At 52.5% G+C, this 24,763-nt stretch carries 30 protein-coding genes; 25 read left to right on the top strand and 5 right to left on the bottom strand.

Features of this window, described 5'->3' with window-relative positions; all coding sequences use genetic code 11:
• Positions 1-173: 173 nt before the first annotated feature.
• The 5 genes from VHA_RS01520 to VHA_RS01540 form a co-directional block, all read right to left on the bottom strand.
• On the bottom strand, positions 174-1,208 hold the full coding sequence (locus VHA_RS01520) for a GTP pyrophosphokinase (protein ID WP_005501140.1): 1,035 nt from the start codon (positions 1,206-1,208) through the stop codon (positions 174-176).
• 211 nt (positions 1,209-1,419) lie between these two features.
• Positions 1,420-2,094: a hypothetical protein gene (locus VHA_RS01525; RefSeq protein ID WP_040527975.1), complete on the bottom strand. Its 675-nt coding sequence runs from the start codon at positions 2,092-2,094 to the stop codon at positions 1,420-1,422.
• Positions 2,091-3,119 carry a ParA family protein gene (locus VHA_RS01530; protein ID WP_005501141.1) on the bottom strand — a complete coding sequence of 343 codons (1,029 nt, stop codon included), beginning with the start codon at positions 3,117-3,119 and terminating at the stop codon, positions 2,091-2,093. Before VHA_RS01530 ends, VHA_RS01525 begins: the two co-directional genes overlap by 4 nt.
• Before the next feature lie 632 nt (positions 3,120-3,751).
• Positions 3,752-4,792 carry a phage portal protein gene (locus tag VHA_RS01535; RefSeq protein ID WP_005501142.1) on the bottom strand — a complete coding sequence of 347 codons (1,041 nt, stop codon included), beginning with the start codon at positions 4,790-4,792 and terminating at the stop codon, positions 3,752-3,754.
• Positions 4,793-4,794: 2 nt separating this feature from the next.
• Positions 4,795-6,579 carry a terminase large subunit domain-containing protein gene (locus tag VHA_RS01540; RefSeq protein ID WP_005501143.1) on the bottom strand — a complete coding sequence of 595 codons (1,785 nt, stop codon included), beginning with the start codon at positions 6,577-6,579 and terminating at the stop codon, positions 4,795-4,797.
• A 178-nt stretch (positions 6,580-6,757) separates the two neighbouring features.
• Between VHA_RS01540 and VHA_RS01545 the strand changes: the two genes are divergently transcribed.
• The 25 genes from VHA_RS01545 (at position 6,758) to VHA_RS01660 (ending at position 24,756) form a co-directional block, all read left to right on the top strand.
• Positions 6,758-7,600, top strand: a complete 843-nt coding sequence (locus VHA_RS01545; protein WP_005501144.1) for a GPO family capsid scaffolding protein — start codon at positions 6,758-6,760, stop codon at positions 7,598-7,600.
• Positions 7,601-8,593 carry a phage major capsid protein, P2 family gene (locus VHA_RS01550; RefSeq protein ID WP_005501145.1) on the top strand — a complete coding sequence of 331 codons (993 nt, stop codon included), beginning with the start codon at positions 7,601-7,603 and terminating at the stop codon, positions 8,591-8,593.
• A gap of 10 nt (positions 8,594-8,603) precedes the next feature.
• Complete coding sequence (gene gpM / locus VHA_RS01555) at positions 8,604-9,326, top strand: phage terminase small subunit (protein WP_005501146.1); 723 nt, start codon at positions 8,604-8,606, stop codon at positions 9,324-9,326.
• A 107-nt stretch (positions 9,327-9,433) separates the two neighbouring features.
• A complete protein-coding gene (locus VHA_RS01560; protein WP_005501147.1) occupies positions 9,434-9,841 on the top strand; it encodes a head completion/stabilization protein in 408 nt (135 codons plus the stop codon).
• A complete protein-coding gene (locus VHA_RS01565) occupies positions 9,841-10,326 on the top strand; it encodes a phage tail protein (protein WP_005501148.1) in 486 nt (161 codons plus the stop codon). Before VHA_RS01560 ends, VHA_RS01565 begins: the two co-directional genes overlap by 1 nt.
• Entirely contained in the window at positions 10,310-10,978 is a 669-nt protein-coding gene (locus VHA_RS01570; protein WP_005501149.1) for a hypothetical protein, read from the top strand. Before VHA_RS01565 ends, VHA_RS01570 begins: the two co-directional genes overlap by 17 nt.
• A gap of 2 nt (positions 10,979-10,980) precedes the next feature.
• On the top strand, positions 10,981-12,111 hold the full coding sequence (locus VHA_RS01575; protein ID WP_005501150.1) for a DUF2586 domain-containing protein: 1,131 nt from the start codon (positions 10,981-10,983) through the stop codon (positions 12,109-12,111).
• Between the two features lie 3 nt (positions 12,112-12,114).
• On the top strand, positions 12,115-12,564 hold the full coding sequence (locus VHA_RS01580; protein WP_005501151.1) for a phage protein: 450 nt from the start codon (positions 12,115-12,117) through the stop codon (positions 12,562-12,564).
• Between the two features lie 5 nt (positions 12,565-12,569).
• Positions 12,570-12,797 carry a TraR/DksA C4-type zinc finger protein gene (locus VHA_RS01585; RefSeq protein ID WP_040527978.1) on the top strand — a complete coding sequence of 76 codons (228 nt, stop codon included), beginning with the start codon at positions 12,570-12,572 and terminating at the stop codon, positions 12,795-12,797.
• A complete protein-coding gene (locus tag VHA_RS01590) occupies positions 12,794-13,213 on the top strand; it encodes a DUF5675 family protein (RefSeq protein ID WP_005501159.1) in 420 nt (139 codons plus the stop codon). Before VHA_RS01585 ends, VHA_RS01590 begins: the two co-directional genes overlap by 4 nt.
• A gap of 4 nt (positions 13,214-13,217) precedes the next feature.
• Positions 13,218-13,802, top strand: a complete 585-nt coding sequence (locus VHA_RS01595) for a 3TM-type holin (protein ID WP_005501160.1) — start codon at positions 13,218-13,220, stop codon at positions 13,800-13,802.
• Positions 13,803-14,078: a hypothetical protein gene (locus tag VHA_RS01600; RefSeq protein WP_005501161.1), complete on the top strand. Its 276-nt coding sequence runs from the start codon at positions 13,803-13,805 to the stop codon at positions 14,076-14,078.
• On the top strand, positions 14,075-14,341 hold the full coding sequence (locus VHA_RS01605) for a putative phage tail assembly chaperone (RefSeq protein ID WP_005501163.1): 267 nt from the start codon (positions 14,075-14,077) through the stop codon (positions 14,339-14,341). The genes VHA_RS01600 and VHA_RS01605 overlap by 4 nt, the downstream gene beginning before the upstream one ends.
• Positions 14,342-14,382: 41 nt before the next feature.
• Complete coding sequence (locus tag VHA_RS18985; protein ID WP_005501165.1) at positions 14,383-14,526, top strand: DUF6890 family protein; 144 nt, start codon at positions 14,383-14,385, stop codon at positions 14,524-14,526.
• A 3-nt stretch (positions 14,527-14,529) separates the two neighbouring features.
• Entirely contained in the window at positions 14,530-16,419 is a 1,890-nt protein-coding gene (locus VHA_RS01610; protein WP_005501168.1) for a phage tail tape measure protein, read from the top strand.
• Positions 16,416-16,754 (top strand): DUF2590 family protein, encoded by a 339-nt coding sequence (locus VHA_RS01615; RefSeq protein ID WP_005501179.1) that lies wholly within the window; start codon positions 16,416-16,418, stop codon positions 16,752-16,754. Before VHA_RS01610 ends, VHA_RS01615 begins: the two co-directional genes overlap by 4 nt.
• Complete coding sequence (locus VHA_RS01620) at positions 16,747-17,931, top strand: baseplate J/gp47 family protein (RefSeq protein ID WP_005501180.1); 1,185 nt, start codon at positions 16,747-16,749, stop codon at positions 17,929-17,931. The genes VHA_RS01615 and VHA_RS01620 overlap by 8 nt, the downstream gene beginning before the upstream one ends.
• 4 nt (positions 17,932-17,935) lie before the next feature.
• Positions 17,936-18,556 carry a phage tail protein gene (locus VHA_RS01625; RefSeq protein ID WP_005501181.1) on the top strand — a complete coding sequence of 207 codons (621 nt, stop codon included), beginning with the start codon at positions 17,936-17,938 and terminating at the stop codon, positions 18,554-18,556.
• A 19-nt stretch (positions 18,557-18,575) separates the two neighbouring features.
• The gene (locus tag VHA_RS18525) at positions 18,576-20,006 is read left to right on the top strand and encodes a phage tail-collar fiber domain-containing protein (RefSeq protein ID WP_005501182.1); all 1,431 of its coding nucleotides are present in this window, start codon (positions 18,576-18,578) and stop codon (positions 20,004-20,006) included.
• Positions 20,003-20,554, top strand: coding sequence for a hypothetical protein (locus tag VHA_RS01635; protein ID WP_005501183.1), 552 nt, complete (start codon positions 20,003-20,005; stop codon positions 20,552-20,554). The genes VHA_RS18525 and VHA_RS01635 overlap by 4 nt, the downstream gene beginning before the upstream one ends.
• A complete protein-coding gene (locus VHA_RS01640; RefSeq protein ID WP_005501184.1) occupies positions 20,555-21,094 on the top strand; it encodes a baseplate complex protein in 540 nt (179 codons plus the stop codon). It begins immediately after the preceding gene.
• Positions 21,091-21,777, top strand: a complete 687-nt coding sequence (locus tag VHA_RS01645) for a hypothetical protein (RefSeq protein WP_040527980.1) — start codon at positions 21,091-21,093, stop codon at positions 21,775-21,777. The genes VHA_RS01640 and VHA_RS01645 overlap by 4 nt, the downstream gene beginning before the upstream one ends.
• Positions 21,768-22,502, top strand: a complete 735-nt coding sequence (locus tag VHA_RS01650) for a hypothetical protein (RefSeq protein WP_040527982.1) — start codon at positions 21,768-21,770, stop codon at positions 22,500-22,502. Before VHA_RS01645 ends, VHA_RS01650 begins: the two co-directional genes overlap by 10 nt.
• 936 nt (positions 22,503-23,438) lie before the next feature.
• Positions 23,439-24,014, top strand: a complete 576-nt coding sequence (locus VHA_RS01655; RefSeq protein WP_050778517.1) for an iron-containing redox enzyme family protein — start codon at positions 23,439-23,441, stop codon at positions 24,012-24,014.
• Entirely contained in the window at positions 24,004-24,756 is a 753-nt protein-coding gene (locus VHA_RS01660) for a class I SAM-dependent methyltransferase (RefSeq protein ID WP_005501186.1), read from the top strand. The genes VHA_RS01655 and VHA_RS01660 overlap by 11 nt, the downstream gene beginning before the upstream one ends.
• Positions 24,757-24,763: the final 7 nt, after the last annotated feature.

A 24,763-nucleotide genomic window follows, 5' to 3' on the forward strand; every position in this document is an offset into this window, starting at 1 on the left:
CATTCTCCTATATATCACACCTTAACATCTGTAGTATCAAGTCTTAATTAAATAATTAAAATTAGATTTAAATCATTTAATAGTTCAATAATTTAAAATCATAAGAACGAAACCTTTAATTGTATATATTTATTTGACTTAGATTTTAATGGAAAAATAAAAATATTTTTGTATTAATTAAATGTTTCGGTTTTTTTTGTATTACCTAACCAAGCGTCGAATGCCATTCTTTGTTTGTCGTATAAAATACGCTCATAAGTTATAGGATCTTTCGAGTATAAAGCATGGCGAATAACGGTAAACGGATTGAATTGATGTTTTGTTGTGCTATCAGAACCTAATTGAGCTTCAAAATTCCTGACAGTTTCAATATTTTTATCTATAGCATCATAAAACTCTTCAACGGTGATATTTTTATATCTTGTTACTTCTTCAACAAAACCATCAACTTTGTGAGATTGGAATTTATAACCGTCAAAAAAAGTTAAAACTGATGGACCAAAATTAAACACATCGAGAGGCTCAGCTGAATTTTTCCTATTGTTATTAGCTAATGCCTGTAGTTTATCTGTTTCATCTCTAATGCTAAGAAATTCTCTATCAGCTAATTCAAATAATGCAGCTAAAGTATTGATGCGTCTTTTTAGCTCTGCTGGGATCGATTTTTTATACTTAATTTTATGATCCAATACACTCCAAGCATCTTGTACTATGGTTCTTATTTGTATCTCAAAGCTCATATCTCGATACAATACATACTCTTTCATTCCAGATCGAGGCTCTTTTAATTGCAAATCCATATGCAAGCCTTTATATCCAAAAACATCCTCCTTGCTTTCTATATCGAGAATTTTATTGGTTTCATCTATAACAGAAAACTCATCTTTGAGTATATCTCTTATTTTAATTACATCTTTTTCATATAAACAAACAATTCTCAGACCAAGAATATCCGTAATATAATCTTTAATCTCATATTCAGTTGAATTTTCTTCAAGCTTAGCTTGGTATTTTCTTGAGAATTTTTTTATACACTCTTCACGATCCTTTACTCTTCCTGAAACTAATGATATAGAAATACCTTCCGTAACTAGAATTGAGTTAATAATACTAATAAAACTATCTTTAGCTCTTTCTAAAACATAGTGATTATCATTATAGAATTCTCGAAACTTCTGTTTTTCCACTTCAAAATCTAATGAAGCCATAGTTTCCTCTTTTGTAATTGATTATTTATAAAATCTCTAAGTTAGATTTTCCAAATAGTTTACAAATTGCCATTGGAAAATAAATCTCAAAACGAGGCGAAACAAACTTGCCTTACCAAACCTTAATTTTTGCAGGGTTATTTAAGCTACCGCCCTTTGCTTATCTGCACGCAACACGCAATCAATGTCCAACTTGTGAGACAATATACCATTAAATTAACTCCGGGACAGAGATATAGCGAACGGCACCTTCAGACGCGCAAGCCGAGGAAAACAAATATTGTTCAAACCATGAATGCTTTTGGAATGCAACTTCATTCCCTCCCAATTCAGATCTGCTTTTTGAGTATATGTCTGCAGCCATTTCGTAAACATTTTGCCAATTATTGGCATCGACAATATTCAAAAAGACAATATCATTTTGCTTAACCAACAATCCTTCATTGAATATCTTTGGAAGATCCTTTCCAGTGGTGTACATATCTAAAATATTACGATCTATAACGATGCGAGGGTATATCGCCTCTTTGCTTTCTATCTCATACGCTCGAGCAACTGCATGACTATAAGTAATTCTACCGCTTTGAAAATGCTTTGAGTAAGCCACTCCCCCTCGAATGAATAGCCCTCTATTCATAAAGGATATAAAAACCTTTCTCAGCAAATTAAGGAACTCAACAAACCTATCATGACTATTACATGTGATAATAATTGTGTCCGATATGGCCTGTACATTGAAGATGGCATTATTTACATAATCAAAGATGGATAATGAATTTAGCAGGTCATCTTTGAAGCTTTCTTTACCGCTCTGCACGTCGTGATATAGTCTATTGCGGTATGAGAGAACATCAATAAGCGCGGTGTAAACAAATTCAGTACTCATGAAATAGACTCTGCTATCAGTGAAATTTCATGCTTATACTCATCCATCCTATTGACCCATGGTGCCCAAACTGATCCATAGTACATCCGCCCATCACTTGAAGCTTCCTTAGTATGTTCTTGTTGAATGTCAAATATTGCTCTCCCAAATAGCTGTGCAATTGGCGCTAATACGGCAACGTCTTTTATTGATGCGATATATGGGATATTAATATCGAAACCATTTTTCGGTTCAAAAAAACCTTCCTTACATAGTGAAGTGGATATTTCATGAGATATTTTATTTTGCCATTTGATGTAAGATTCCTTAACTCTTGCGCCGGCATGAACCTTAAAGTTCTGGAGAATTGTTCCAGCCAACTTAGGTTTACCTGCAAATGGTTCAATTCCAAATGGGACTAATGACTGAGAAATTATTGCGTGACGCTCAATCCACTCACTTATCACGTTACCTAAAAGCTTTACTGCTTGATAACAAAATCGATCAGGAACTAACGGTACAACAATTTCATCACAGGTAATTATTACAGTTTTGGTAATAGCGCCTGTGCTAGGACCAACATCACAAATAACATAGTCAAATCCGTGAGCCTCAATAAGCGAACGAAGTAAATTGTTCAGAACTATGTATGTGTTTTTTTCGTGTATATTTTCAGTAACAGCTTGATTCCATGCAGTGCCAAAATAAGTTTCTGCTCTTGAAAACTCTAAATCACCCTTAAACAAGAACATAGACTCGTATAAATTGTGCTCAACAAGCTGAATGTCCTGTTGATTTATTTCACCCTGCTGGCCTTTGAATCTTGGCAGCAATGCTTCATAAATTGATGTTCCTGGTAATGAAAAATCAGGATCATCCAAATCCTCCCGCGCAGCAAAGAAAAGCTCTGTCATATTGCATTGCGGATCACAATCAACAATCAAAACCCGTTTTCCTTTGGATGACAGATAAGCACCCAAATTGAAGTTGGTAGTAGTTTTTGATACTCCACCTTTGTTGTTATATAAGGCTACTATTTTGCCCATTTTTACTCCTTAATAATTTTTACTGAGAATTGAACAACTTATTAGCGGGCAACTTGCCCGTTTAGTACAAATCCAGGACGCCCGATTAGTCCGCGTACACTTGTGCCAGCTTACCATATAGCTCTGCTAAATCAGTGAGTTAAGTTTTATGGTTGCAACTTAAATGGGAGAAAACGGGTGTCCCGTACTAAAAACCAGTTCATTTTTACTATATACATTGCACTGTGTATTTATACATATAAAATGCATGAGAAAAATTTAGACTTTGTGGGATGATTCGAGCACTCGGATGGTCGGAACGGCGTTGTTTCCTAAAAGAATTATTCGCTACCTCATACATCAGAGATGTCTTGATTATCGCGTAACATATTGATTCTTATTTGATGAAAAATATAACATGCGCATAAAATATCGTTAAGTTACTGTAAAATGCGCTGTTATGCTTTTGTTCAACAACGCCGGTCGGAACGCTAACTCACTTTGGGACATACTTCACCCACACTACCGCCCTTTGCTTGTCTGCACGCAACACGCAATCACTGTCCAATTTGTGAGACAATATACCACAATGCGCATAAGTGAATATCTATCGTCGATAGCTTCCAGTCGCTCTTTTTGCGCAAACTAAGTCCTCACCCTGGCAAACCCAAATCAAACACCACCTGCAGTTCCCTGCGGCTGGCAATCTCCGGGTCATGGTTGATTTCATCCATCATCAGTTCACACACCGGAATGATTTCGTCACGCAGATATTCGCGGCCCACTTTTTCCGGGTCGCCAAAGCCTGCGGTATTGGTGGGCACGATGCCGCCTTTGCCCGGTGGGAAGCGGTGGCTGACTAAAATGTCCTGGGCGGTGATGTTCTTGATGCGCTCAAATTCATCTTTGGTGGCAATGTCGCCGACCGGAATCAACTGAATGCCTTTTTCGTGGCCGTTGGGAATGTTGATGTACATGCTGCGAAAGTTGCCGACGCCTTTAGAGCTGGCAATGGCTTCTTTCATCATCTTTTCATCTTCATCTTTGAGCTTGGGATCGGTGCTGTAGAAGATAAACCCCATGTGTGCGCCGTTCTTGTAGTAGCGACGGCGGAACAGGGTGGCGTCTTTATTCAGCAGGGAAGATTGCAACCCACCGACATAATCCGGCAGGCCATACACCTGTTGTTTCGGGTCATACTGCGCCAGCCAAATCACATCCTTGGCTTTGTACAGCCGCTTTTTATCGTCACGTTCCAGCAACCACACATCGCCGTTGCGGCGTTTGCGGATATACATGCCCGGCAACGGGAAAAAGCCCATCACCCGCCCGAGGCGATCGCGAAGTTTCAGCAAAGCACCGTGACCGAACTGGGTATAGTCCCGTGCGAAACGCTGGAACAGGTGGCGGCGAATGTTGCCACCGCCTTTGAAGCGCCCCGCCACGTAATTGGAGCGGGCAATCAGCAAACTGCCGTGATAGGCGTTGGCATTTGCCAGCTGCGCCAACCCTTCAGGGTTAATGGGGGGTTCCCAGTAATCATCCATCTCGTTGTAAACCAGTTCGCTGTATTCGGTCAGCCAGCTGTTGGCATCCACGGTTTCAAAACCGCTGCTAAAGCTGTAGGCGCTGGCCGGTGCGTTTGCATGGGTGGTGTCATCATTGGCGGCAGGTCGGGTGAGTTGCTCGGTCATGGTTATTTCCCAAAGGTGTAGGAACTGCCGCGCTGTGCGTCGGCCGTGTTCAGCGGTTCATTAATCAGCGCATGGGCGATGGCCCAGAACGCATCGGCATGGCCGGTGGTATCGCTTCGCTCGGCTTTGAAGGTCATCATGTTGCCGCTGTTGCTGGCAACGCGTTTGATTGCCATGAATGCCATGGCAATGTCTTTGTGCTCGGCGTCGTACTGCAATCGCCCGGCATCAATCACATCAATCATTTTCAGCACCAGGCGGTTTTTGTTTTCGTTGCTGTAGTGAATCGCCACCGCTTCACGCGGGTGCGCAGCGCTGACTAAATCCCACACGCCATAGCCCACGCCCGTGGTATCAATGCCGATATAGGTCACGTGGTAGCGGTGGAAAGCCTCATCAATCTGGCTGGCCTGATACTGGAAGTTGAGCCCTTTCCAGTAATGCTTTTCCAGCACCCGGAACACTTCAGCATGCGTTTGGGGCGGGGCAATTACCACCAAGCAGGCGTTGTCCCGTGTGCGGCTTGGGTCATACCCCAGCCACACTTCCTGGTTGGCGTAAGGCCGCGCCGCGTCAGGTTTAAAATCCTTCCACTTGCTGGCATCCACCATGCACTTTTCCAGCTTGCTGAACGTAAACACGCTGGCGTTACCGTCAACAAATACGCACATAAACAGGTTGGCAAAGTCGTTTTTGCTGTATTCGTCGCGCAGTTCGTCAATATCAAACAGATCACAGCCGCCTGCCGCAGCATCTTCAAGGGTGACGACATAGCGCCAGTGTTTGTCCGGGCACAGTGCGCCGCCGTTGCGGAAATCTTCAAATGTCGGGAACTCAACGTGTTCACGGGTGTTGGCATTGCCGCGCCAGGTGTCACCTGTCCAGAACGGGTAAGCCTGATGTGTTTTGCTCGAAGGGGTGGAAAAATAGGTTTTGCGCCACGTCTTGTGGGTCGCCATCGCCGAGGCGAGTTTGTTCAGCTCGTCGAACTTGGGGATCCAGAAATATTCATCGACATAGACATGGCCGTGGAAGCCCTGCGCGGTTTTGCTGTTAGTGGAACAAAAACGCAGTTCAGCGCCGTTGCTGAGAATGATTGGGTTACCGCTTAACTCGATACCCAGGAACTCACGCGCAATGTTGATGATGTAAGTGCGGAAGATTTCCGCCTGGGCGCGGGAGGCCGAAAGGAAGACCTGGTTATCACCGGTGAGCACCGCACCTTCCAGCGCTTCGCAGGCAAAGTAATAGGTGGCGCCAATCTGGCGCGATTTAAGGATGTTACGAATGCGCTGGTGCCGGTTTTCGCGCATCGTCAGCTGGTATGTGAAGAAGCTGGCGTGCAGTTCAGCAAAGTTATCAGCGGTTATCCCGCTAACATCATTTTTCCTTTTCTTGCCTTTCGGCTTTTTTTCGCTGTTGCGTTCTGGGCGGTTGCCTTTGCCTTGTGGTGCCGTTGGGTTGCCGTGGTCGTTTCCATTTGCTGACGGGTTGCACCCGGCTTGCTGGCGCTGCTTTTTCAGCTTCACATGCTTTTCAATCAGCATGTCGAGTTCTTTCAGCTGTGCCGGGGATTTCTCCGCCTGGTTGGTCAGCAGCACAACACGGCGGGCGATGGCGTCGTCCACTTCTTCTTCGCGCAGCACATCACGCCAGCCGTATTTTTCCGCCCAGTGGTAAACAATGCGGGTATTCGGCAGCGCCAGTTCATCTGCAATTTCCTGCGGCGTGTAGCGTCGCAAATAGAGGCGTTTTGCCGCCTCTCTGAGTTCAGGTGAGTAAGCCATGCGCGCAGTTTACGCATTTCAACGGCCTGAAAATCCAACTGAAATTCGGATGAATTCGGATCTCGCCCCTATCCGAATTTTCAGGAACGGAACCAGATGAAACCCCACCTTTAACACAGTAACTTGCCCATAAATTGAAATTCTGAACACGCAAAAGCGCACTAAAGGACAAGGGTTTATGCCTCAGCTGCTGACTAACTGGATTCGCATCGCTACCGCAGGAAACGCCATTGATGGGCGCGTGATCCTTGACAACGTCATTCAGGAAATGGCCGACACCTACAACCCTGATGAATACACTGCACGAATTTGGCCTGACCACCGCCGTTGGTTCGGCGCGTGGGGCGATGTGGTTGCGCTGAAAGCGGAAGAATGGCAAGGCAAGCTGCGTTTGTTTGCCCGCCTTCGCCCTAACTCACAGCTAATGCAAGCCAACGAAATGGACCAGAAAACCTTCTGCTCTATCGAAATCAACGTCAAAGACTTCGACGGCACTGGCAAGCACTATCTTGGTGGCCTTGGTGTAACCGATGAACCGGGAAGCCTTGGCACTGAAAAGCTCAAGTTCTGCAAAGCAACCAGCAAGCTGTATTCAGAGCCAGAGCACTTCGTGATTGAAGAAGTGACCGAAGAAAACACCGAGAAAACACCCGCCTGGCGAAAGCTGTTCAGCTTTTCTAAACCGAAACCAACCGAGGACACCGACGTGACCGAAGAACAACTGAAAGCCGCACTCGAGGGTGCGCTGGAGCCGTTCGCCTCACGCCTGGCCGCCATCGAGCAACAGTTTTCTGCACCGCCTGACGGCGAAGAAACCGAGCCCGGCGGCGACAATGGCGGCGACACCCCAACCGCGCCGACTGTTGAGCAATTCAGCGCAGCAGTGACGGACGCCATCAAGCCGCTGGCAGACAAGCTCAGCGGCCTGGAAACCCAATTCAACACACTGTTGGAAGAAGCGCCAGACCAACGCCCGAGTGGTGAAGGGGCAAACGACAACACCACCGTGGAGGCATTTTAAATGCTGAACGCAATGTCAACGCAGTACCTCGACAAATACTGCGCCAACGTCATGCAGGCAACGGGCGTGGCCAGGTTGGACACCCTGTTCAACATTTCCCCGCCCGTTGAAACCAGGCTGCGCGAAGCCATGCTGCATTCGGTCGCCTTCCTGTCGCTGATTTCCGTGATGCCGGTTGACCAGCTGAAAGGCCAGGTGGTCGATGTCGGTGGCGGTGCGCTGTTTACAGGCCGCAAGAAAGAGGGCCGTTTTCGCAAAGCGCTGGGCGTGGAAGGCAATACCTATGAGCTGGTTGAAACCGATTCGTGTGCCTCTATCCCCTGGTCGCTGCTTTCCCAGTGGGCCAACGCCGGTAAGGCGGGGGAATTTACCAAGTTGATGAATGCCGCCATTGCCCGGCATTTTGCGCTGGATATGCTGCGCGTGGGCTTTCATGGCACAAGTGTCGCGGAAACCACCAACCCGACAACCAACCCGATGGGGCAGGATGTCAACAAAGGCTGGCTGACCATCGTGAAGGAGAAAGCGGCAGGCCAGGTGCTGGCAAGTGCCACGCTTGACCCAACAGGCACAGTGGTGGGGTCACACAAAAACCTGGATGCCATGGTCAATGACCTGCGCAACGCGGTGATTGCTGAAGAGCACGTGGACGACCCGGATTTGGTGGTGCTGATTGGCCGCGATCTGGTTGCCAGTGAGCAATCACGCCTGATGGGGGAAGCCGATAAGCCGACCGAACACAACGCCGCGCAAATGTTGTCGAAATCCGTGGGCGGCATGCGGGTCTACATTCCGCCGTTCTTCCCGGCTGACCAAATCTGGATAACGTCACTGAGCAACCTGCAAGTGCTTCAGCAAACCGGCACCCAATGGCGTAAGGCCAGAAATGAAGAAGACCGCAAGGCATTCGAAAACTCCTGGCTGCGTAACGAAGGCTACGCAATCGGCAACTTTCAGAAGTTTGCCGCCATCGACGCCGTTGCCATCGCATAAGGGTACGCGCATGACGAGTCCATTCCAGAAAGCCATCCGGGCGAAACGTCAGGCGCTGGCGGCGGGGCCCCCCCCGCCTGTTACCGCGGCGGTTAACCCAGACGCTCTCGAACTGCAACGCATTGAGCTCGACGCAGACCGCAAGGTGCTGAGCGGCTTCAACGCGATTTCAGACAAAATTGCGCACAAGCGTTCGGTTCTCATTCCGAAGTACCGCCCGCAGGTGGACGCGTGGCTGGCAAGCGGCGCGGCGGGAGAAAACCCGGTTTTCTCTGACATGGTGATCTGGTTTTACGACACCGGCGACATGGACACCTTCATGGCATGGGTGCTGAAAGCCATTGCGCTGAACCACCCCACACCAGAGCGCTTCAAGCGTGACTGGCAAACTTTCTGCGCCGATGCGGTGTTCAACTGGGCTGACGAGCAGGTGAAACAGGGCAATGCTATTGACCCGTATTTCAGCCAGGTGATGGCACGCATTCAACGCGGTGAATGGCGCGTGTTCGAGAAGGTCAGCGCCAGGCTGTACAAACTCGGCGGCCAATACCTGCTGCGCGATGAAAAAGGCAACGTGAATGTGCCCAGTGTCGGCAGCGTGGAAACGCTTGAAAAGGCACTGGCCATGCTCACCCAAGCCCACGACCTGCATCCAAAAATCGGCGTGGGCGATTTGATCAAAAACCGCATTCCGGCACGCATCCGTGCGTTGACCGAAGGCACGAATTTATAACCGGCTCCACCCCCCCCCATGCGCTTTGGCTGGCGAGGTGGGCAGCGGTAACGCTAACCCAATACCGTCGACCCAGTGGGCAAAAGCGCACTTATTGAGGAACGAGCATGAGCTTTAGCGGCAAGGCACCAGGCACCCATAACACCCTCATTGCGGGGCGCGGCTGGCCGGATGTAACCACCGCTGAGTTTCGTCAGGTGCGCCGTATCCCGCATGTGTTTGACGAAAGCAGCATTGCCATGGCGATTGAAATCGCCGCTGACAACGTGCAAGGCCAGTTAGACAGCATTGAGCCTGCCACGCTGATGGGCACAAAGCTGAAGCTTTACCACCGGGCAGTGTACGCACTGGCACATGCCGATTTGCTGCCAGAGTTCGCCACCCAGAACCGCCGCGATGAAGCCGACAACACGGCAGAAGATGCCGGCGAACAGGGCGACCGGTTCCGCGCTCAATCTACGCGGGACATTGCCCAAATCAAGGGCGAAAGCCCCAACGGCATAGGGCTTATCTAATGACAGAGGCTTACACCCAAACCAAGCTGCAGCACCTCACCGAATACGTGGTGAAGGCCCTCAATACCCGTGTGCTGGATAACAACATCGACGCCTGGCAGGAAAACGCAAAAATCGTCATCAACGGCGATGACAGAGGCCACGGCATTCGCATCGCCGAATGGCAGTACAACGCCGTGGTCAGCATTGAAGGGTTTCCGCATCACCTGTTAGACCCGCGCTATTTGCTCGCTGCGGTGGCCTGTTGGATCAGCGAGTTCGACACCGAACGCGCAGATCTTGAGCTGCAAGACCCCACACTGGCGATAGATATTCTCGACGATGACACGGTGGACGTCACCATTGAACTCGAACTGTCAGAGCCGATTGAAATGATCCCAGACCCGAACGGGCTGATTGTGTTCCAGGGCGAAACCTACCGCGTGCAGACCGTGCCGGTAGATACGGCCGAAGAGGCGGAAATCAGCCATGCCACCGACGGTTAAGTTAAGCGCGCGTGATGCGCTGAACTTTCAGGAAAAACTGGCCCTGCTGGCCCTGCCACCCAAAAAGCGCATCTGGATTTTAAAAACGCTGGGGCGCTGGGAAAAGGCCAACGCACGAAAGCGCATCCGCCAGCAAAAAGACATTCACGGCAAAAGCCTAGCGCCGAGAAAGCGCAAGAAAGGCCGCAAGAAGATGTTCCGCCGCATGGCGAAAGGGTTAGAGCCCTACGTAAAAAACGGCGCGAAAGAGTTGGACCTCACCTGGCGCAACAAAATGGCAGGCAGAACAGCGGCGCGGCACCACCTGGGCCAAACCCAACGGATGACAGCAAGGCAAATGGAAAAGCGCTGGGGAAAACCAGACTACAAAGCGCCTGCAACCAAGGGGCAGGCCAGAAAGCTGAGGGAGCTGGGCTTTGAAGTAACGAAAGGCAAAAGCAAAAAGAGCAAGCCGAAAAAGCCCTCTCTCAAATGGATTATGGAAAACCTGAGTCAGGGGAAAGCGGGGTTAATCATCCGGGTGATGAGCGATAAGCCCCAGCAAACCGCGTGGGACATTCCACTGGCCGAACGCCAGATTTTAGGCAGCAAACACACCGACGTTAACCGCCAGCTTGTGAAGATTTTCGGGCAGGCACAGAAAAGGAAATAACAATGGCATTGGGACAAGTCGAGGTCAACAACCTCAACCTTGGACAGGGCGGCATCCCCGAAATTGAACGGCATTTCCTGTTCATCGGCACCACCGCCAAGGCAGCGCTGCAAGGCAAAGTCACCCGCATTGATGCAACCACCGACCTTGACGAGCTGTTTCTAAATGGCGAACAACCAGACGACGCACTGGCGGCGAACGTGAAAGCGGCGCAGGTGAACGGCGGCCAGAACTGGACGGCGGAAATCGTCGGCCTCGACGGTGTGCTCACCTGGGCAGAGGCGGTGGACATCGCCAACGAGTCCGGTTCATTCGAGGCCGTGGCGGTCATCGACGAAACCACCGACAAAGCAGCGTTCGATGCCATGCAAGCGGTGACCGCTGAACTGACTAACAAGCTGGGGCGTTGGTGCTTCTTTATTGCAGCGGTGCCGGGTATCGACCCCGCATTGCAAACCTGGTCTGAATACGAAACCGCCACCATTGCCCTGCAAACGGGCGTGGCCGCGAGCATGGTGGTGGCTGTGCCACAACTTCATGGCAACAACGCGGGTGTGCTGGCAGGCCGTTTGTGCAACCGCAGCGTCACCATTGCCGACACCCCCATGCGTGTGGCAACCGGCCCGGTGCTGGATTTGGGCGATGCGCCACTAGACAGTGCAGGCAAACCGCTGGGGCTGGCAACCCTGGGGGCGCTTTCCCGTGAACGCCTGAGCGTGCCGCAGTGGTATGCCGATTATGAGGGCATTTACTGGGCCGATGCCGCCACACTGGAAGCCAAAGGCGGTGATTACCAGTTTCTGGAATATATCCGTCCGGTGCACAAGCTGAACCGCCGTGTGCGCATCAAAGCCATTCGCCGCATTGCCGACAAAATTCTGAATTCCACGCCGGAGTCTATCGAGATGAACAAGCAGTATTTCGCCAAAGACATGCGCGACATGAGTAAGGGCATTCAGGTTGGCGACATTCAGTTCCCTGGCGAAATCATGCCGCCAGAAGACGGGGACGTAACCATTCAGTGGATGAGCAAAACCCAGGTGGCGATTGGGTTGGTGGTCACCCCGCACAACTGCCCGAAACACATTCAGGTGAATATCGCGCTTGACCTTTCCAACCAGGCGGAGGCGTAACCCATGCGTATTTCCGGTAAGAACCTCAAATTCATGATGGACGGCCTGAAGCTGAACGCACAGAAATGGACGCTGGACATCACCGACAACACCACCGTGACCAAAACCAACGGCGTGCCGGATGGCTACGTGGAAGGTGATGTGGAAGCGAGCGGCGAACTGGAGCTGAACACCAGTAATTTCAACCTGCTGATGAAAGTGGCACAGCGTGCCGGTTCATTCCGAGGCATTCAACCGTTTGATGCCATGGGGTTTGGCAAAACCGACCGCGACGAGCTGAAAGTGGAGATGTTCGGCATCAAGCTGAAAATTGCCAGCCTGATTGATGCCGACAGCAACGGCGGCAGTGCCCTGATGCACACAATTCCGTTTGATGTCACCGATCCGGATTTTGTCAGCATTAACGGCGTGCCGTATCTGGCGCGTGACGAAACCGTCGACATCATCAGGTAGTCACCATGCCGGATTTTATCGACAGTGCATCAGATAGCGAAGCCAGACAGACCGAAGTGGCATTGGCGAACCAGCTGGCAGCCTCGGCCTTGCAAAAACGCCAGCACCCGAACGGCGAAACGCATTGCGTTGAATGCGGCGAGGAAATTCACGCCGTCCGCCGACACTGTTTACCCCACTGCTGCACCTGCGTGGACTGCCAGCAAGTGATTGAACGGAGGGGACGACGTTGAAACATTTTGTATTAACGCGCCGCTACTTCCAAGACGGCACCTTCGGCACCCTGCACCGTGAAGACGGTTCACAGGTGTGTGTGATGGCTGAGCGCCCTTGGCTGAACAACGCCAAAAGCCGCTCATGTGTGCCGGAAGGCACTTACCACCTGCTGCCGCACAACTCGCCCAAGTTTGGTGTGTGTTACGCACTGGAAGCGCCGGAGCTCGGTGTTGGCCGTTGGGAGGGGATCCGCACCCACATTCTGATCCACAAAGCCAACACGCCAGGCCAGCTGCAAGGCTGTTTGGCACCGGGGGTGAACTTTGGAGAACTGCACGGCGAGTGGGCGGTGATGCAATCCACCGCAGCATTTAATGCGCTGATGACTGAACTCGGCGGCGAGCCCGCCACGCTCACCATCAAAAAGGACTAGGGCCATGTGGCAGAACGTGAAACAGATTTTAGGCCGTGTCGCACCACTGATTGGTTCGGTGATAGGCGGCCCCGTTGGGGCAAGCGTGGGCGCAATGGTTGCCAGCAAGTTGGGCGTTGAAAACTCAGCGCAGGCGATTGAGCTGGAACTGGCAACCAACCCAGATGCCCTGCTGAAAGTGCAAGAGCTGGAATTCACCCACGAGCAGGAACTGCAAAAGCTGGCGTTTGAACACGCCAAGCTCGAAAGCGAGGAACGCAAGCTGGCGATCACCGAGCAAACCAAGGTGATGCAAGCAGAACTCGCAAGCAATGATGCGTTTGTGCGCCGCTGGCGGCCTACTTTCGGGTATGCCATGTGCCTGGCGTGGGTGCTGCTGTTCTTCGGCGTGGCGTTTGCCTTGGTGTTTCATCCCGCGCAGGCCGCTGCGGTGATCAATGCCGTGGTGGCCTTAACCCCGCTGTTCAGTGTTGCGCTGGCGGTGCTCGGCATCAGCATTCACAAGCGCAGCCAGGACAAGCAGGTGGCAAAGGGAATGACCCCTGCAGGCATCCTTGGTGGCCTGAAGCAGGCCGTAAAAGGGGGCTAAATGGACGATTTGCGCGTGTGGTTGGCAATCGCAACGTTTCTTTTGGGCTTGATTGGTTTCGTCTACACCCGCGCAGAGAAATCCGCCGTGACCGCCAAAGAGCTGGAACAGCGCACCCACAAAAACGAACTGGCCATTATGGAGCAACGCGCCGAGGTGGCGGAAAAGTACGCCACCAAACACGAACTGCGTGAAGCGGTGGACGACCTGAAAGCATCCATCAACGGACGGTTTGACCGTCTGGAAACCAAGTTAGACAGAGAGCGAACATCATGAGCAAAGCGATAGTGTTAACCATTGCAGGCACTGACATCACCTTCACCCCCACGCCTGAGCTGTACGGCGAATACATCGGGGCCATGGCGCGGGGTGAACTGACCGAATCGGCCCACAACTTTGTGATGCAATGCGCCGACGGCGACGACGCCAAAGACGCGCTGCGCCAGCTGGATGAAGAAAACCCCGGCGCCATGCTGCAAGTGGCCGGCTCCATCGTTGGTGAGTACGCCCCGAAGGTGGCGATCACGGTAAAAAAATAACTGCCCTGGTGAGGTCGCTGGAAAGCAGCGACTTACTCCAGATGTACGCCCTGCGCCGCAAGTGGCTACCCCACGAGCCGGACACGGAAATAAACATCGCCCGCGCCCTGGTGCTGGAAAAGCAATATTGGGAAAACATGAGCGCGGCCATGGCAAACGGCACCGCCAAAGCTTTTACAGGATAACGAATGTCACTACCTGAACCGCTACGTTTTACCGTTGGCCTGATTGACCAAATCAGCAAGCCGCTTGGCAATATTCAGCGCCAGTTTGGTGAGATGGCCAAAAGCTACCGCGACGGCACCCACACCATGGTGGCGGGTGCGGCAGGCGTGGCGGGGGCAGGTATTGCCCTGCAACAGGCATTGCAACCGGCCATTGATATGGACCGCGCCTTGGGTGAGGTGAAATCACTCGGGGTGGCAGATACGCAGCTAAAAAACCTGGCAGAAACCGCGCTGCAATTCTCGGTGGAATATGGCAAGTCGGCGTCGGAATTCGTGGCGGCATCTTACGATATTCAATCGGCCATTGGTGGCTTGACAGGCAACGAGCTGTCCGGGTTCACCCGCGCATCCGGCGTATTAGCAGCGGCGACCAAGGCAGACACCGCCACCATCACTAGCTACGTGGGCACCATGTACGGCATTTTCCAGAATGCGGCCACTGAGATGGGCAAAGCCGACTGGGTAAACATGCTCGGCGGCCAAACCGCCAAAGCGGTGCAGATGTTCAAAACCACCGGTGCGGAAATGAGTGCGGCGTTTACCTCTGTGGGGGCGTCAGCCACTTCGGTTGGCGTGGGCATGACCGAACAAATGGCGATCCTCGGTACGCTGCAAGCCACCATGAGCGGCAGCGAAGCGGGCACCAAATACCGCGCTTTCCTTGCCGGTGCGGCTAAGGCGCAAGATACGCTGAACCTGTCATTCACTGACTCGCAAGGCCAACTGCTGCCGATTGTCGATATTCTCGACAAACTGAAAGGCCGTTTTGGTGACACCATTTCGGTGGCAGAATCGGCAGAGCTTTCCAAGGCGTTCGGCTCGCAGGAAGCGGTGGGGATGATCCAGCTATTGATGCAGAACACCGACGGACTGGCAGGGTCGATTGACCAGCTCGGCAAGGTGCAAGGGCTGGATGTGGCCGAACAGATGGCAGCGGCAATGACTGATCAATGGGAGCGCATGGGAGCGGGCATTTTCGCCATTCGTGCGGCAATTGGTACGGCGTTGCTGCCGTCCTTGCTGCCCATGGTGCAGGGCCTGGCAGATGGCGCTATGCAGTTGGTGGAATGGACCAGGCTATTCCCCAACATCACCAAGTGGCTGGGTTATGTGGGGCTGGGTTTCTTTGGCCTTGTCGCCGCGGGCGGTGTGCTCACCATCATCACAGGCGCAATGAAAATGCTGTGGGCAACCGTCGCACTCGGTGCGCCCTTGCTCAACATCGTGACCGTCGCATTCGGTGCGCTTTCCAAAACGCTGGCCGTTGCCAAAGGCGCAATGCTGGCCCTGAACCTGGTGATTGCGGCCAACCCTATCATTCTGATTGTCGGTGCATGTGTGGCAGCAGTCGCGGCCATCGGGGCACTGACTTACTACTGGGAAGACTTGAAAGCCAGCGTTGGTGACACCTCCTGGTTTGAGGCTATCACCCTGCTTTCCGCCCCGTTCCGCGCCGCTTTCCAAGCCATTGTTGGTGGCTGGCAATGGGTAACCAGCGGGTTCACTGATTTCACCGCCTTTGATGGCCTGTTTGCCATCGGCGACGAACTGAAAGCGGTATTTGGCAGCCTGTTTGATTGGTTAAGCGGTGGCTTTGATGCGGCCATGACATCGGTGAAAGGGCTGGTTGCCTGGATCCCCGGTTTCGGAGACGACGACACCCCAGGGCAAAAGATTGACGCGGTACAGCAAGCCCCCCCCCGTGCCCGCATTCAGCAAGGCGGCGTGGCCCGTCAAATGGCGACCTACAACCAGGGCCGCAGCACCCACTATGGCGGCGTGAACATCTATGCCCAGCAGGTCAACAATCCGCAAGATCTTGCCCACGAACTGGAGATGGCCGCGCCATGAACCGAGATTACATCTACCAGGACATGCTGATTGAAAACGGCGACGTGGTGCTGGATGACGGCCGCAACCCGGTACTGATCCAGGACCGCGCCGTGATAGCCCAGGACATCAAGCACGCGATCATCGAAAGCGGCCTGGCCGTGGCCCTGGTAGGTGAAAATTCACCCTCTGGCCGTGCCGACCTGAAAAAGCAAATCGAACTGTTGGTGGAACAAGAACCCCGTTTAGTGCCAGGCACGGTGACATTGGAAGAGCCCAGGCTGGGACACATCTGGATTTTTGCCGATACCCGCGAGTTCGGCGCATTGAAACTTGAGGTGGTCAACAATGGCTGATATTCCAACGCCGGACTATGGGCAAATCGTCAAAGACGCAGGCATTCCGACCGACTCGGCTGGCTGGAAAGCGGTATTGAAAGCGGAAATGGCGAAAGAAGGCAGCATGATCAACAACGACAGCCGCTTTTCTCCCTTCTGGCGCATGGTCGAACAGGCGGTGATTGTCTGCACCACGTGGCTGATTAACGGGTTGTTGGTCAAACACATCATGCCGAACCTGTTTCTGGCAACGGCCTCGGGCACGTTCCTGAAGCAAAAAGCCTGGGAAGTGAATGTGGCGCCCAAACCTGCCAGCAAGGCCAAGGGCAACATGGTCTTTTTGCGGGCGGCACGGCAAGGGCCTGCGCTGCTGATCCCGGCGGGCACCTGGGTTCAGACCGAGGTCATCAACGGCAATATCTATCGCGTGAAAGTGTTGGAAGATACCGTGATGCCGGAAAACGCCACAACGGTGGACGCCGTTGTCGAGGCTGAGCACGCGGGGGCCGCCTATAACCTTGGCGCGGGATATTACCGGGTGTTGCCGGTCATGCCGTCAGGTATTGCGGCCGCCACCCATGAAGAAGACTGGCTGATGGTGGCAGGTGCCGATGAAGAAGACGAAGACGAACTGCGCTTGCGCGTGCGCAACCAGTGGTCTGCGGTGAACCAATGGCATATTGATGCCACCTATCGCGCCATCCTGACCCAGGCGGAAGGCATTCAAAACGATAACGTGTTTTTCGAACACAACGCCCCACGCGGCCCCGGCACCGCCAATGCCCTTATCCTGTTAGACACCGGCAACCCGGCCCCCTCACTGATTGCGGATTTGCAACAGCGCATCACAGACAGGGAACTGCACGGCCACGGTGATGATGTGCAGGTGACAGCCATGCCGGAAACCCACCATGACATCACGGTGTCGGTGTGGCCGAAACCTGAGCTGACCGACGCAGAGCGCGAAGTGCTGAACGCGGAGGTGGCACTCATCACCGAATCGGCGTTCCGCGAAAACCGCGATTACGCCGTGACCCGCACCCAGCCCATTGGCCGTTTCAGCTTTTCCCGCCTCGAAGGGGAATTGCACGCACTGTTGCCGGGGCTGGAGTCGGTGAAGTTTGACCAGGCCGATATTGTCAGCCACCTGACCATTCCGCGTATCGGCCTTCTGACCGTGAATTTACAAGGCTGACTGCATGAAGCTGCCAGACATCAACTTCAAATACTGGATGGGCCGCGAAGGCAGTGAACTGGTGAAATTTGCCCGTGCATTGCGCCGCTACTGGCGGAAAGTGGATGCCGCATTGCGCCTGCCCCTTACCCAGTTTGATGCGCTTACTGCGCCTTTGGGGATCGTGAAGCTGATGGCGTGGGAGCGGGATATCTCCCCGCTGGAACGTGAAGATGAAAGGATTTTCCGCATCCGGGTGGCGAACGCTTACACCTTTGCCCGCCATGCCGGTGAAACGCGGGGGTTCAAAAACATGTTCGCGAGACTTGGGATTGACTGGATGGACATCCACGAGCGTGAAGATCCGGTGCAATGGGATGTCGTGACCATCGAAACCGCTGACGGCGATTTGGCGCAAAAGAACTGGCTGATGAATGCCATGATCCGCCAGTACGGCAGAACCTGCCGCCGTTACCGGTTCAATGTGACATACCCGGCCACCTTGTACATGCATTGCGCCGCATTCGGCCACCGCTTTGCGCTGGAAGCGGCCAACGCCTGCAACGACACCCGTGTGGCGGTGCGTCAACAGCGCATCGAGCACAACCAACAGATGTTTATTGCGTCGATGACGCGCAAACCATAAGGACAGGGGAGCGTTAACCATGAGCCAGACGGTTATCCCGTTACAGTTTGAACAATACCTGCAAAACAAGGTGTCGCTCGGTCAGCCGACAGATCTGAACGAAATCATTTTTGCCCTGATCCCGGAATTGGATTTAAGCCAGCCGATTGACCGCACCGTGACCCTGCCGCCGCAAGGCCAGTGGGTTCACCAACAGGCCGTTGACCAAACCGGTAAATCCGGCAGTAACGCGGTGGTGTATTCGGTGGTGATCCCCGGCAGCACGGCACCGTTTACGTTCAATGCCATGTTTTTGCGTGACACGCAGGTGCCGAACAGTTGCGCCATGGTGGTGTATAAGGCCACCGAAACCAAAGAAACCGGCATGGCCCTGACCAAATCCATGCTGATGCAGTTCGACGGTGCCGCCGACGCCGCGCACATTACGATGGATGCGGCCACCTGGCAGATTGATTATCAGGCCCGTCTGAACGGCATGGACGAAGACCACCGCCTGCACGGCCTCGATAACTACGGCCACACGGCGTTTATTGATGGCTTTGCTGTCACCCGCCACAACGTCGATCAAACCAAGTATCTGATTGCACCGGGGGTGGTTTACCTCGGCGGCCTGCGCGTGCAATTAGCTGCGCAAATGGTGCAAACCGTCTCTGACAAGCCGATCACCTTGTGGCTGGACGCCTACCGCGATGGCACCGCGCTTTCCGCGTATGAAAACCTGCTCCAGGTGACAGCCACCAATGACGCATTCACCGACTACACCGACAGTGAGGGCCGCGACCATTACGTGGCAGAGTTGGCGAGGATTAAGGCGGATGGTTCCGTGGTGGATTTGCGTGTCAGCGGCAAGATGAACGCGAAGCTGGCCGAGCTTGAAGCCAGGATACTGCGCGGTAAGGTTGGCGATCCTGAATACGCGTTCAGCGCAACACCCAAGCCGTGGCAGGTGCCCGCACGCGGAGACATGGCACTTTCACGCGATGTGGATGCGCTGCTTTGGCAGTTCGCTCAGGACAATGGTTTGGTAGTCTCGCAAGCGCTGAAAGATGCTGACCCGTTCCAATACGCAGGAAAGTATGGCGATGGTGATGGTGTTTCGACCTTTACCCCGCCGGATTTGCATTTGGGGACCTTCTTGCGTGGTGCGCCAGAAGGGGTGGCACAGGGGGAAACGCAAGGGGATGCCATGAGAGAGATTGAAGGAGGATTTGGTAACGTTACCTATCAAGGTGATGGTGGCAAAGTCTCATTAATTACTTCTGGTCCTTTTGAAAACCGAGCTGTCGCCGGCTCTGCTACTGAGCCAGCTTCAATATCTGGCCTGACTGGCGCAGATGGTGTTTATTTTAAAGCCTCGAAAGTTGTGCCGATTGCATCAGAATTCCGAGGAAAAGCCCTCAACCTTGCCGCATTTATCCACCGGGGCCACAACGGAGGCACATCCGCATGAAAACCGCCTACGCATTTCACCCTCAAACCTTGATTTTCACCGGTGCAGTGCCTGTTGCATTGATTGCCGGGTATCCCGATTACATCAAGCCCAGGTTTGCGTTGTGGGAGCCGGTACCGGCGCATGATACGGAAACCCAGCAATGCCGCGCTGATCTCGAAAGCCAGACCTGGATAGTTGAAGCTAAACCCATTGAAGTGACGGCCTACCACAAAGCAACGCAGGCTGAAAATGTGTTCAGTGACGCCAGCGAAGTAACAGACGACTATACGTTGGTTAAGCCCCAAACCCGCTTTGACGAATGGGATCCGGCATTGGACGCGTGGGTGACCAATGAAACCAACCAGTACCAACACCAGGTTGCCGCCATCACGGACCAGCGCCGTGCGGCTTATGGCCGGATTTCCGACCCGCTGTATATGGAAGCACACCGGTTAACACGGCAAGGGCGGGAGGTCGAGGCCGAAGAATACGCCTTACAGGCCGATGCGGCGGTGCAGAAAATCAAAGCCGATCATCCCTGGCCGACGCCACCAGGGGCCGCCTAAATGCTCACCCTGTCCGCGACCCCCATCCCGCTCAAAGGCGTAAACGTCACCGCGCGCCAGCAACTTGCCGGGCAGGATATGTCCGGCAGCTCTGCCGCCACCGACCAGGCCGAAACCGGCGACAAAGCCACGGTGTTGGTGGTGACGGGCACATTGCCATTCAGGCAGGCCAAAGACCTTAATCGCCTGTATACCCTTGCCCGCGCCAAAGACAACAGCGCCCGCGTGACGTACCGGATTGCCAACCGCACCGCTGACGCGCTGAAAATCAGCCAGGTGAAATTTCAGGGCACCGTGACCGCACAGGAAGATGCCCAGCTGCGCCAGTGGCAAATTGCCTTTGAACTGGTTGAACACCTCAGCGTGGCCGAGCGCACCGAAAAGCGCGAACCGCCAAAACCCGCAGCGCAGCAAAAAGCCACAGGCGTGGCGACACCCGCCTCACTGCCAACCACCTCTGCTGAGGTGCCACCGGACACCGACGTGGAAATGAGCGTGTTTATGAGCGTGCTACATGCGGTAGAAAAGGCACTGCCATGAATAACGCAAAATTTCGTATCCAATGCTGGAAAGGCAACACATTGACGGACGTCAGCCAGCATCGGCTGACCTTTTCCGATAACGCACCGGGGCGGGCGCAATTCACTATCAAAGGCGATGCCGACACGCATCAGCTCGTCGCCATTGAGCTGGGATGGGGGGATTCGGTTAAGCGCGTGTTCACCGGCTACATTGAGCGCGTGTCCCCCGGCAAACCCGGTTACGTGCAAATCTTCTGCCGTGAACTCGCCGCCGTACTGTATCACCAATGGCATGTGGTGATGCGCCACCCCAATCTGGCGGGCGTACTCAGCAACCTGTCACAGCAAACCGGGTTGCAGTTCGTCTTTCCTGAAAAAGCTTACAGCCAGACCGCCATCCCCTGTTTCTACTCAACCGGCAATGGCTACCGCCTGTTAGAGGCAATCGGCCAGGCTTTCAGCATTCCTGATTTCATCTGGCAACAACAAGGCGACGGCAGAATTTATGTGGGAAGTTGGGCCGATAGCTACTGGGCAAACAAACCCGTTGAACTGCCAACGCAAATTATGAACCCGCACCAGGCACTGAAAAAAACCACCCTGCCTTGCATTCCGCACCTGAAACCGGGCGTGGTGGTGAATGGCCGCAGGCTGGCAACCGTCGAACACGCAGCAACAGAGACAATCATCGAATGGACGTAAACACGATAAAGCGCATAATCTATCGCCTGTTCCCAGAGCTAACAGGCGGTTGGCATTTACCACACGCCGCCAAAGTCGTGGCCCTGACAGAATTGCCAAGCGACGGCGATTTATCTGATCGCTTTTATCCGCACTACGCCGCAGACGTGAAACTGCTGGACAGCAACTTCATGGAACGTGAAGACATTCCAACCCTTCAGGCTGTGCCATTGCCCGTGTCAGGCATCGGCGAGCACGCCGGAAGGTTAGAGCCGCCCGCCATTGGCGCCATCGTTGAAGTCGCCTTTTTCAATGGTGAGCCGGATAAACCCTTCATTCGCACCGTGCTGCCGCTGGGCTGGAAGCTGCCCGCCATCCACGCAGGCGAAAGCCGCTACCAGCAGCGCCCAGGGGTTTATCAGCACGTAGACGGGCAAGGCAACTTCAGAAACATCACCGATAAGCTGGCCCAGCTTCATTGTGGCCTAAGAGAAGTGCGCGCGAACACAGAGCAAGACCACCGTGCCCCCAAAACATGGATTGGCTCAGACGGTGAGAACGTGCTCAAACTGCTAAGTGAGCTGATGCAAGTGGTCACAGAGCTGGCCGACACCTGCGCCACCCATAAACACACCAGCCCAGAGACAGGCGCACCAACCAGCGGGCCGGATACAGCAGGCGACATGACCAGCAAAGGCCGTGCATCAAGCGCCCTGAAAGGCCGCCTGGATCCCATCACCAAATAAACCCACGTAAAATAAGCCACCTACCGCGCCAGCGCACCACACACATCACGAACGCCTCACCACATGCCAAACAGCGGCCACGTAATCCACAGACGTGAACCTTTCCGCCACGTAAACCGCGCTCCTCCTCCCCTCCCGCGACGTTTACGATCTAAAAAATATTTCAGTTTTGAATTTTGCAAAAATACACCGCCAACCCGCACGGCGGCTGGGGTTTCGCCGACGATCAGGAATTTCAAAAAGTGCGCTTTTTTCCAGTGTTTTTCAGTTTTAACGATCAACCAAGGCGCAAGGTAAAGGGAGTAACCTACTGATATTAAAGCAATGTCTGTGTTTTACGTGGTCAAAACAGACGATCAGAGGATCAAAAACAACGATCAGCCGCCACCACCACGAACCCGCGCCAGCACTGGCACCAACACCAAAAACCGACCGTTGAACAAATTTCAAAACAGGCACCTAAGAGTAATTTCCATCAAGGCGGGTATAGTTTTCCTAGAGCGTTCGTGTCATTTTGAGTTGGCGACGTTGGCTAACTCAGAATTGCCCCATTCCTTCTCTGAACCAGCAATCGAAACATCGGCCCAGTACTCCAGTAGACCAAATTAATCTAATCCGTACTTTGGTCTCTTATACGGAATCTATCCGTAGTTAGACCCCGCAACTATATGTCGACTCACACAAAAGGTTCATACCTGTTGAGTTTAATAACTAATGTTGAATGTTAACTTTTGTTAGCAAACTTTGTGACAAAACCGAGGATACTCGGTGTAACGTTTCTCACCTACTCTACATTTGAGTGTAATACTTATTCAATGAAGCTGAATAATCATTGGGTTGTTGTCATTAATGGTGTTATGTTGAGCAATGTGCTCGATGTTGTAATTGATTTGTAAGTCAATTGCTTTCATTAAAAACAAAAAAGGTTTGGTACTCATGAATAAGAGCTTAGATTCGTCAATTGTAAATTTTGATGACTGCTTGGCTTTAATGCAACTAGGCACCGCAGGTGTGATTAAAATGGAAATTGCCCATAATTATTGGGATGAGATGGGAAATGGAAAATCAGAAGAAGTTCATACTACTTTATTTAAGCATGTATTAGATGAGCTGGAAGTGACCCCTGAGTATATCCAGCAAACATTAAGCACGTTATCTAAGTCCTCTGGCAATCTATCTTCAGGCTTATGTTTTGACCGTGAGCAGTTTTATAAAGCGATTGGCTATTTTGGTGTTTCTGAATATTTGGCTCCGTCTAGGTTTAAACATATTTTAAAAGGATTTAAACGCTTAGGCCTGTCCGATAAATCTAGCATTTATCATGATCTCCATGTTTCTGTTGATGCTAGACATTCGCAAGGTTGGTTTTATAACGTTTTAGCGCCGTTAGCAAACAACAACCAGGCTGCTGCGACTGAGATGGCGCGTGGTGCTATATATCGACTAAACAACTCAGCCCGCTATTTGGACGCGGCATTAATCTTTATGAAGGAACAAAACCGTGAGTACTGATATTTGGCAAGCAACAAATTACGCTAATCACGCAAGCTATGTATCACAGCTCAGCCAAAAGGTGATGCAGGATCTTGCCCCACAACCAGGCGAGCGGATCCTGGATTTAGGATGTGGTGATGGCGAGCTGGCAAAAGTGATGCTGGATCTTGGCTGTGACGTTGTCGGCATAGACTCAAGTCAAAACATGGTTGAGGCGGCTCAGCAGCGTGGCGTAGATGCACGTGTGGTCGACGCTCAGCAAATGGAATTTAGCAATGAGTTTGATGCTGTGTTTTCCAATGCCGCCCTGCATTGGATGCCCGAGCAAGCCCAGCTGATCCAGCGTGCTTACCTGGCACTGAAAACAGGCGGACGTTTTGTGGTTGAAATGGGTGGCCAAGGCAATATCGCCATTCTGTGCAGCGTGATGGAAAGTGTACTGGCAGATCTGGATATAGATTTCGCCTCGCGCAATCCCTGGACCTTTCCCTCTAGTGAAGAGCAGCAAGCTTTGCTACAGGCGGCTGGTTTTACAGTAGAAAGCATTGCTTTACGTGACAGACCGACAGAACTGCCCACAGATGTACGCGGTTGGTTTGTTACTTTTACGCAGGGGATTTTAAGTGATCTGGATGAGGCGCAGCGTGCAGAGGCGATAGATCGCATGGTGGAGTTAAGCCGGCCTCAGCTTTGTGATCAACAAGGTCAATGGTACGCCGATTATAAGCGTCTTAATTTTGTGGCGATTAAGCAGGGCTAGGAGGCTG

It is taken from the genome of Grimontia hollisae CIP 101886 (assembly GCF_000176515.1).
Classification (GTDB): Bacteria; Pseudomonadota; Gammaproteobacteria; order Enterobacterales; family Vibrionaceae; genus Enterovibrio; species Enterovibrio hollisae.

Excerpts from the sequence above, each read along its gene's own strand:
- VHA_RS01520 (WP_005501140.1), bottom strand. The coding sequence starts at position 1,208 with ATGGCTTCATTAGATTTTGAAGTGGAAAAACAGAAGTTTCGAGAATTC.
- VHA_RS01525 (WP_040527975.1), bottom strand. The coding sequence starts at position 2,094 with ATGAGTACTGAATTTGTTTACACCGCGCTTATTGATGTTCTCTCATAC.
- VHA_RS01530 (WP_005501141.1), bottom strand. The coding sequence starts at position 3,119 with ATGGGCAAAATAGTAGCCTTATATAACAACAAAGGTGGAGTATCAAAA.
- VHA_RS01535 (WP_005501142.1), bottom strand. The coding sequence starts at position 4,792 with ATGACCGAGCAACTCACCCGACCTGCCGCCAATGATGACACCACCCAT.
- VHA_RS01540 (WP_005501143.1), bottom strand. The coding sequence starts at position 6,579 with ATGGCTTACTCACCTGAACTCAGAGAGGCGGCAAAACGCCTCTATTTG.
- VHA_RS01545 (WP_005501144.1), top strand. The coding sequence starts at position 6,758 with ATGCCTCAGCTGCTGACTAACTGGATTCGCATCGCTACCGCAGGAAAC.
- VHA_RS01550 (WP_005501145.1), top strand. The coding sequence starts at position 7,601 with ATGCTGAACGCAATGTCAACGCAGTACCTCGACAAATACTGCGCCAAC.
- gpM (WP_005501146.1), top strand. The coding sequence starts at position 8,604 with ATGACGAGTCCATTCCAGAAAGCCATCCGGGCGAAACGTCAGGCGCTG.
- VHA_RS01560 (WP_005501147.1), top strand. The coding sequence starts at position 9,434 with ATGAGCTTTAGCGGCAAGGCACCAGGCACCCATAACACCCTCATTGCG.
- VHA_RS01565 (WP_005501148.1), top strand. The coding sequence starts at position 9,841 with ATGACAGAGGCTTACACCCAAACCAAGCTGCAGCACCTCACCGAATAC.
- VHA_RS01570 (WP_005501149.1), top strand. The coding sequence starts at position 10,310 with ATGCCACCGACGGTTAAGTTAAGCGCGCGTGATGCGCTGAACTTTCAG.
- VHA_RS01575 (WP_005501150.1), top strand. The coding sequence starts at position 10,981 with ATGGCATTGGGACAAGTCGAGGTCAACAACCTCAACCTTGGACAGGGC.
- VHA_RS01580 (WP_005501151.1), top strand. The coding sequence starts at position 12,115 with ATGCGTATTTCCGGTAAGAACCTCAAATTCATGATGGACGGCCTGAAG.
- VHA_RS01585 (WP_040527978.1), top strand. The coding sequence starts at position 12,570 with ATGCCGGATTTTATCGACAGTGCATCAGATAGCGAAGCCAGACAGACC.
- VHA_RS01595 (WP_005501160.1), top strand. The coding sequence starts at position 13,218 with ATGTGGCAGAACGTGAAACAGATTTTAGGCCGTGTCGCACCACTGATT.
- VHA_RS01600 (WP_005501161.1), top strand. The coding sequence starts at position 13,803 with ATGGACGATTTGCGCGTGTGGTTGGCAATCGCAACGTTTCTTTTGGGC.
- VHA_RS01605 (WP_005501163.1), top strand. The coding sequence starts at position 14,075 with ATGAGCAAAGCGATAGTGTTAACCATTGCAGGCACTGACATCACCTTC.
- VHA_RS18985 (WP_005501165.1), top strand. The coding sequence starts at position 14,383 with ATGTACGCCCTGCGCCGCAAGTGGCTACCCCACGAGCCGGACACGGAA.
- VHA_RS01610 (WP_005501168.1), top strand. The coding sequence starts at position 14,530 with ATGTCACTACCTGAACCGCTACGTTTTACCGTTGGCCTGATTGACCAA.
- VHA_RS01615 (WP_005501179.1), top strand. The coding sequence starts at position 16,416 with ATGAACCGAGATTACATCTACCAGGACATGCTGATTGAAAACGGCGAC.
- VHA_RS01620 (WP_005501180.1), top strand. The coding sequence starts at position 16,747 with ATGGCTGATATTCCAACGCCGGACTATGGGCAAATCGTCAAAGACGCA.
- VHA_RS01625 (WP_005501181.1), top strand. The coding sequence starts at position 17,936 with ATGAAGCTGCCAGACATCAACTTCAAATACTGGATGGGCCGCGAAGGC.
- VHA_RS18525 (WP_005501182.1), top strand. The coding sequence starts at position 18,576 with ATGAGCCAGACGGTTATCCCGTTACAGTTTGAACAATACCTGCAAAAC.
- VHA_RS01635 (WP_005501183.1), top strand. The coding sequence starts at position 20,003 with ATGAAAACCGCCTACGCATTTCACCCTCAAACCTTGATTTTCACCGGT.
- VHA_RS01640 (WP_005501184.1), top strand. The coding sequence starts at position 20,555 with ATGCTCACCCTGTCCGCGACCCCCATCCCGCTCAAAGGCGTAAACGTC.
- VHA_RS01645 (WP_040527980.1), top strand. The coding sequence starts at position 21,091 with ATGAATAACGCAAAATTTCGTATCCAATGCTGGAAAGGCAACACATTG.
- VHA_RS01650 (WP_040527982.1), top strand. The coding sequence starts at position 21,768 with ATGGACGTAAACACGATAAAGCGCATAATCTATCGCCTGTTCCCAGAG.
- VHA_RS01655 (WP_050778517.1), top strand. The coding sequence starts at position 23,439 with ATGAATAAGAGCTTAGATTCGTCAATTGTAAATTTTGATGACTGCTTG.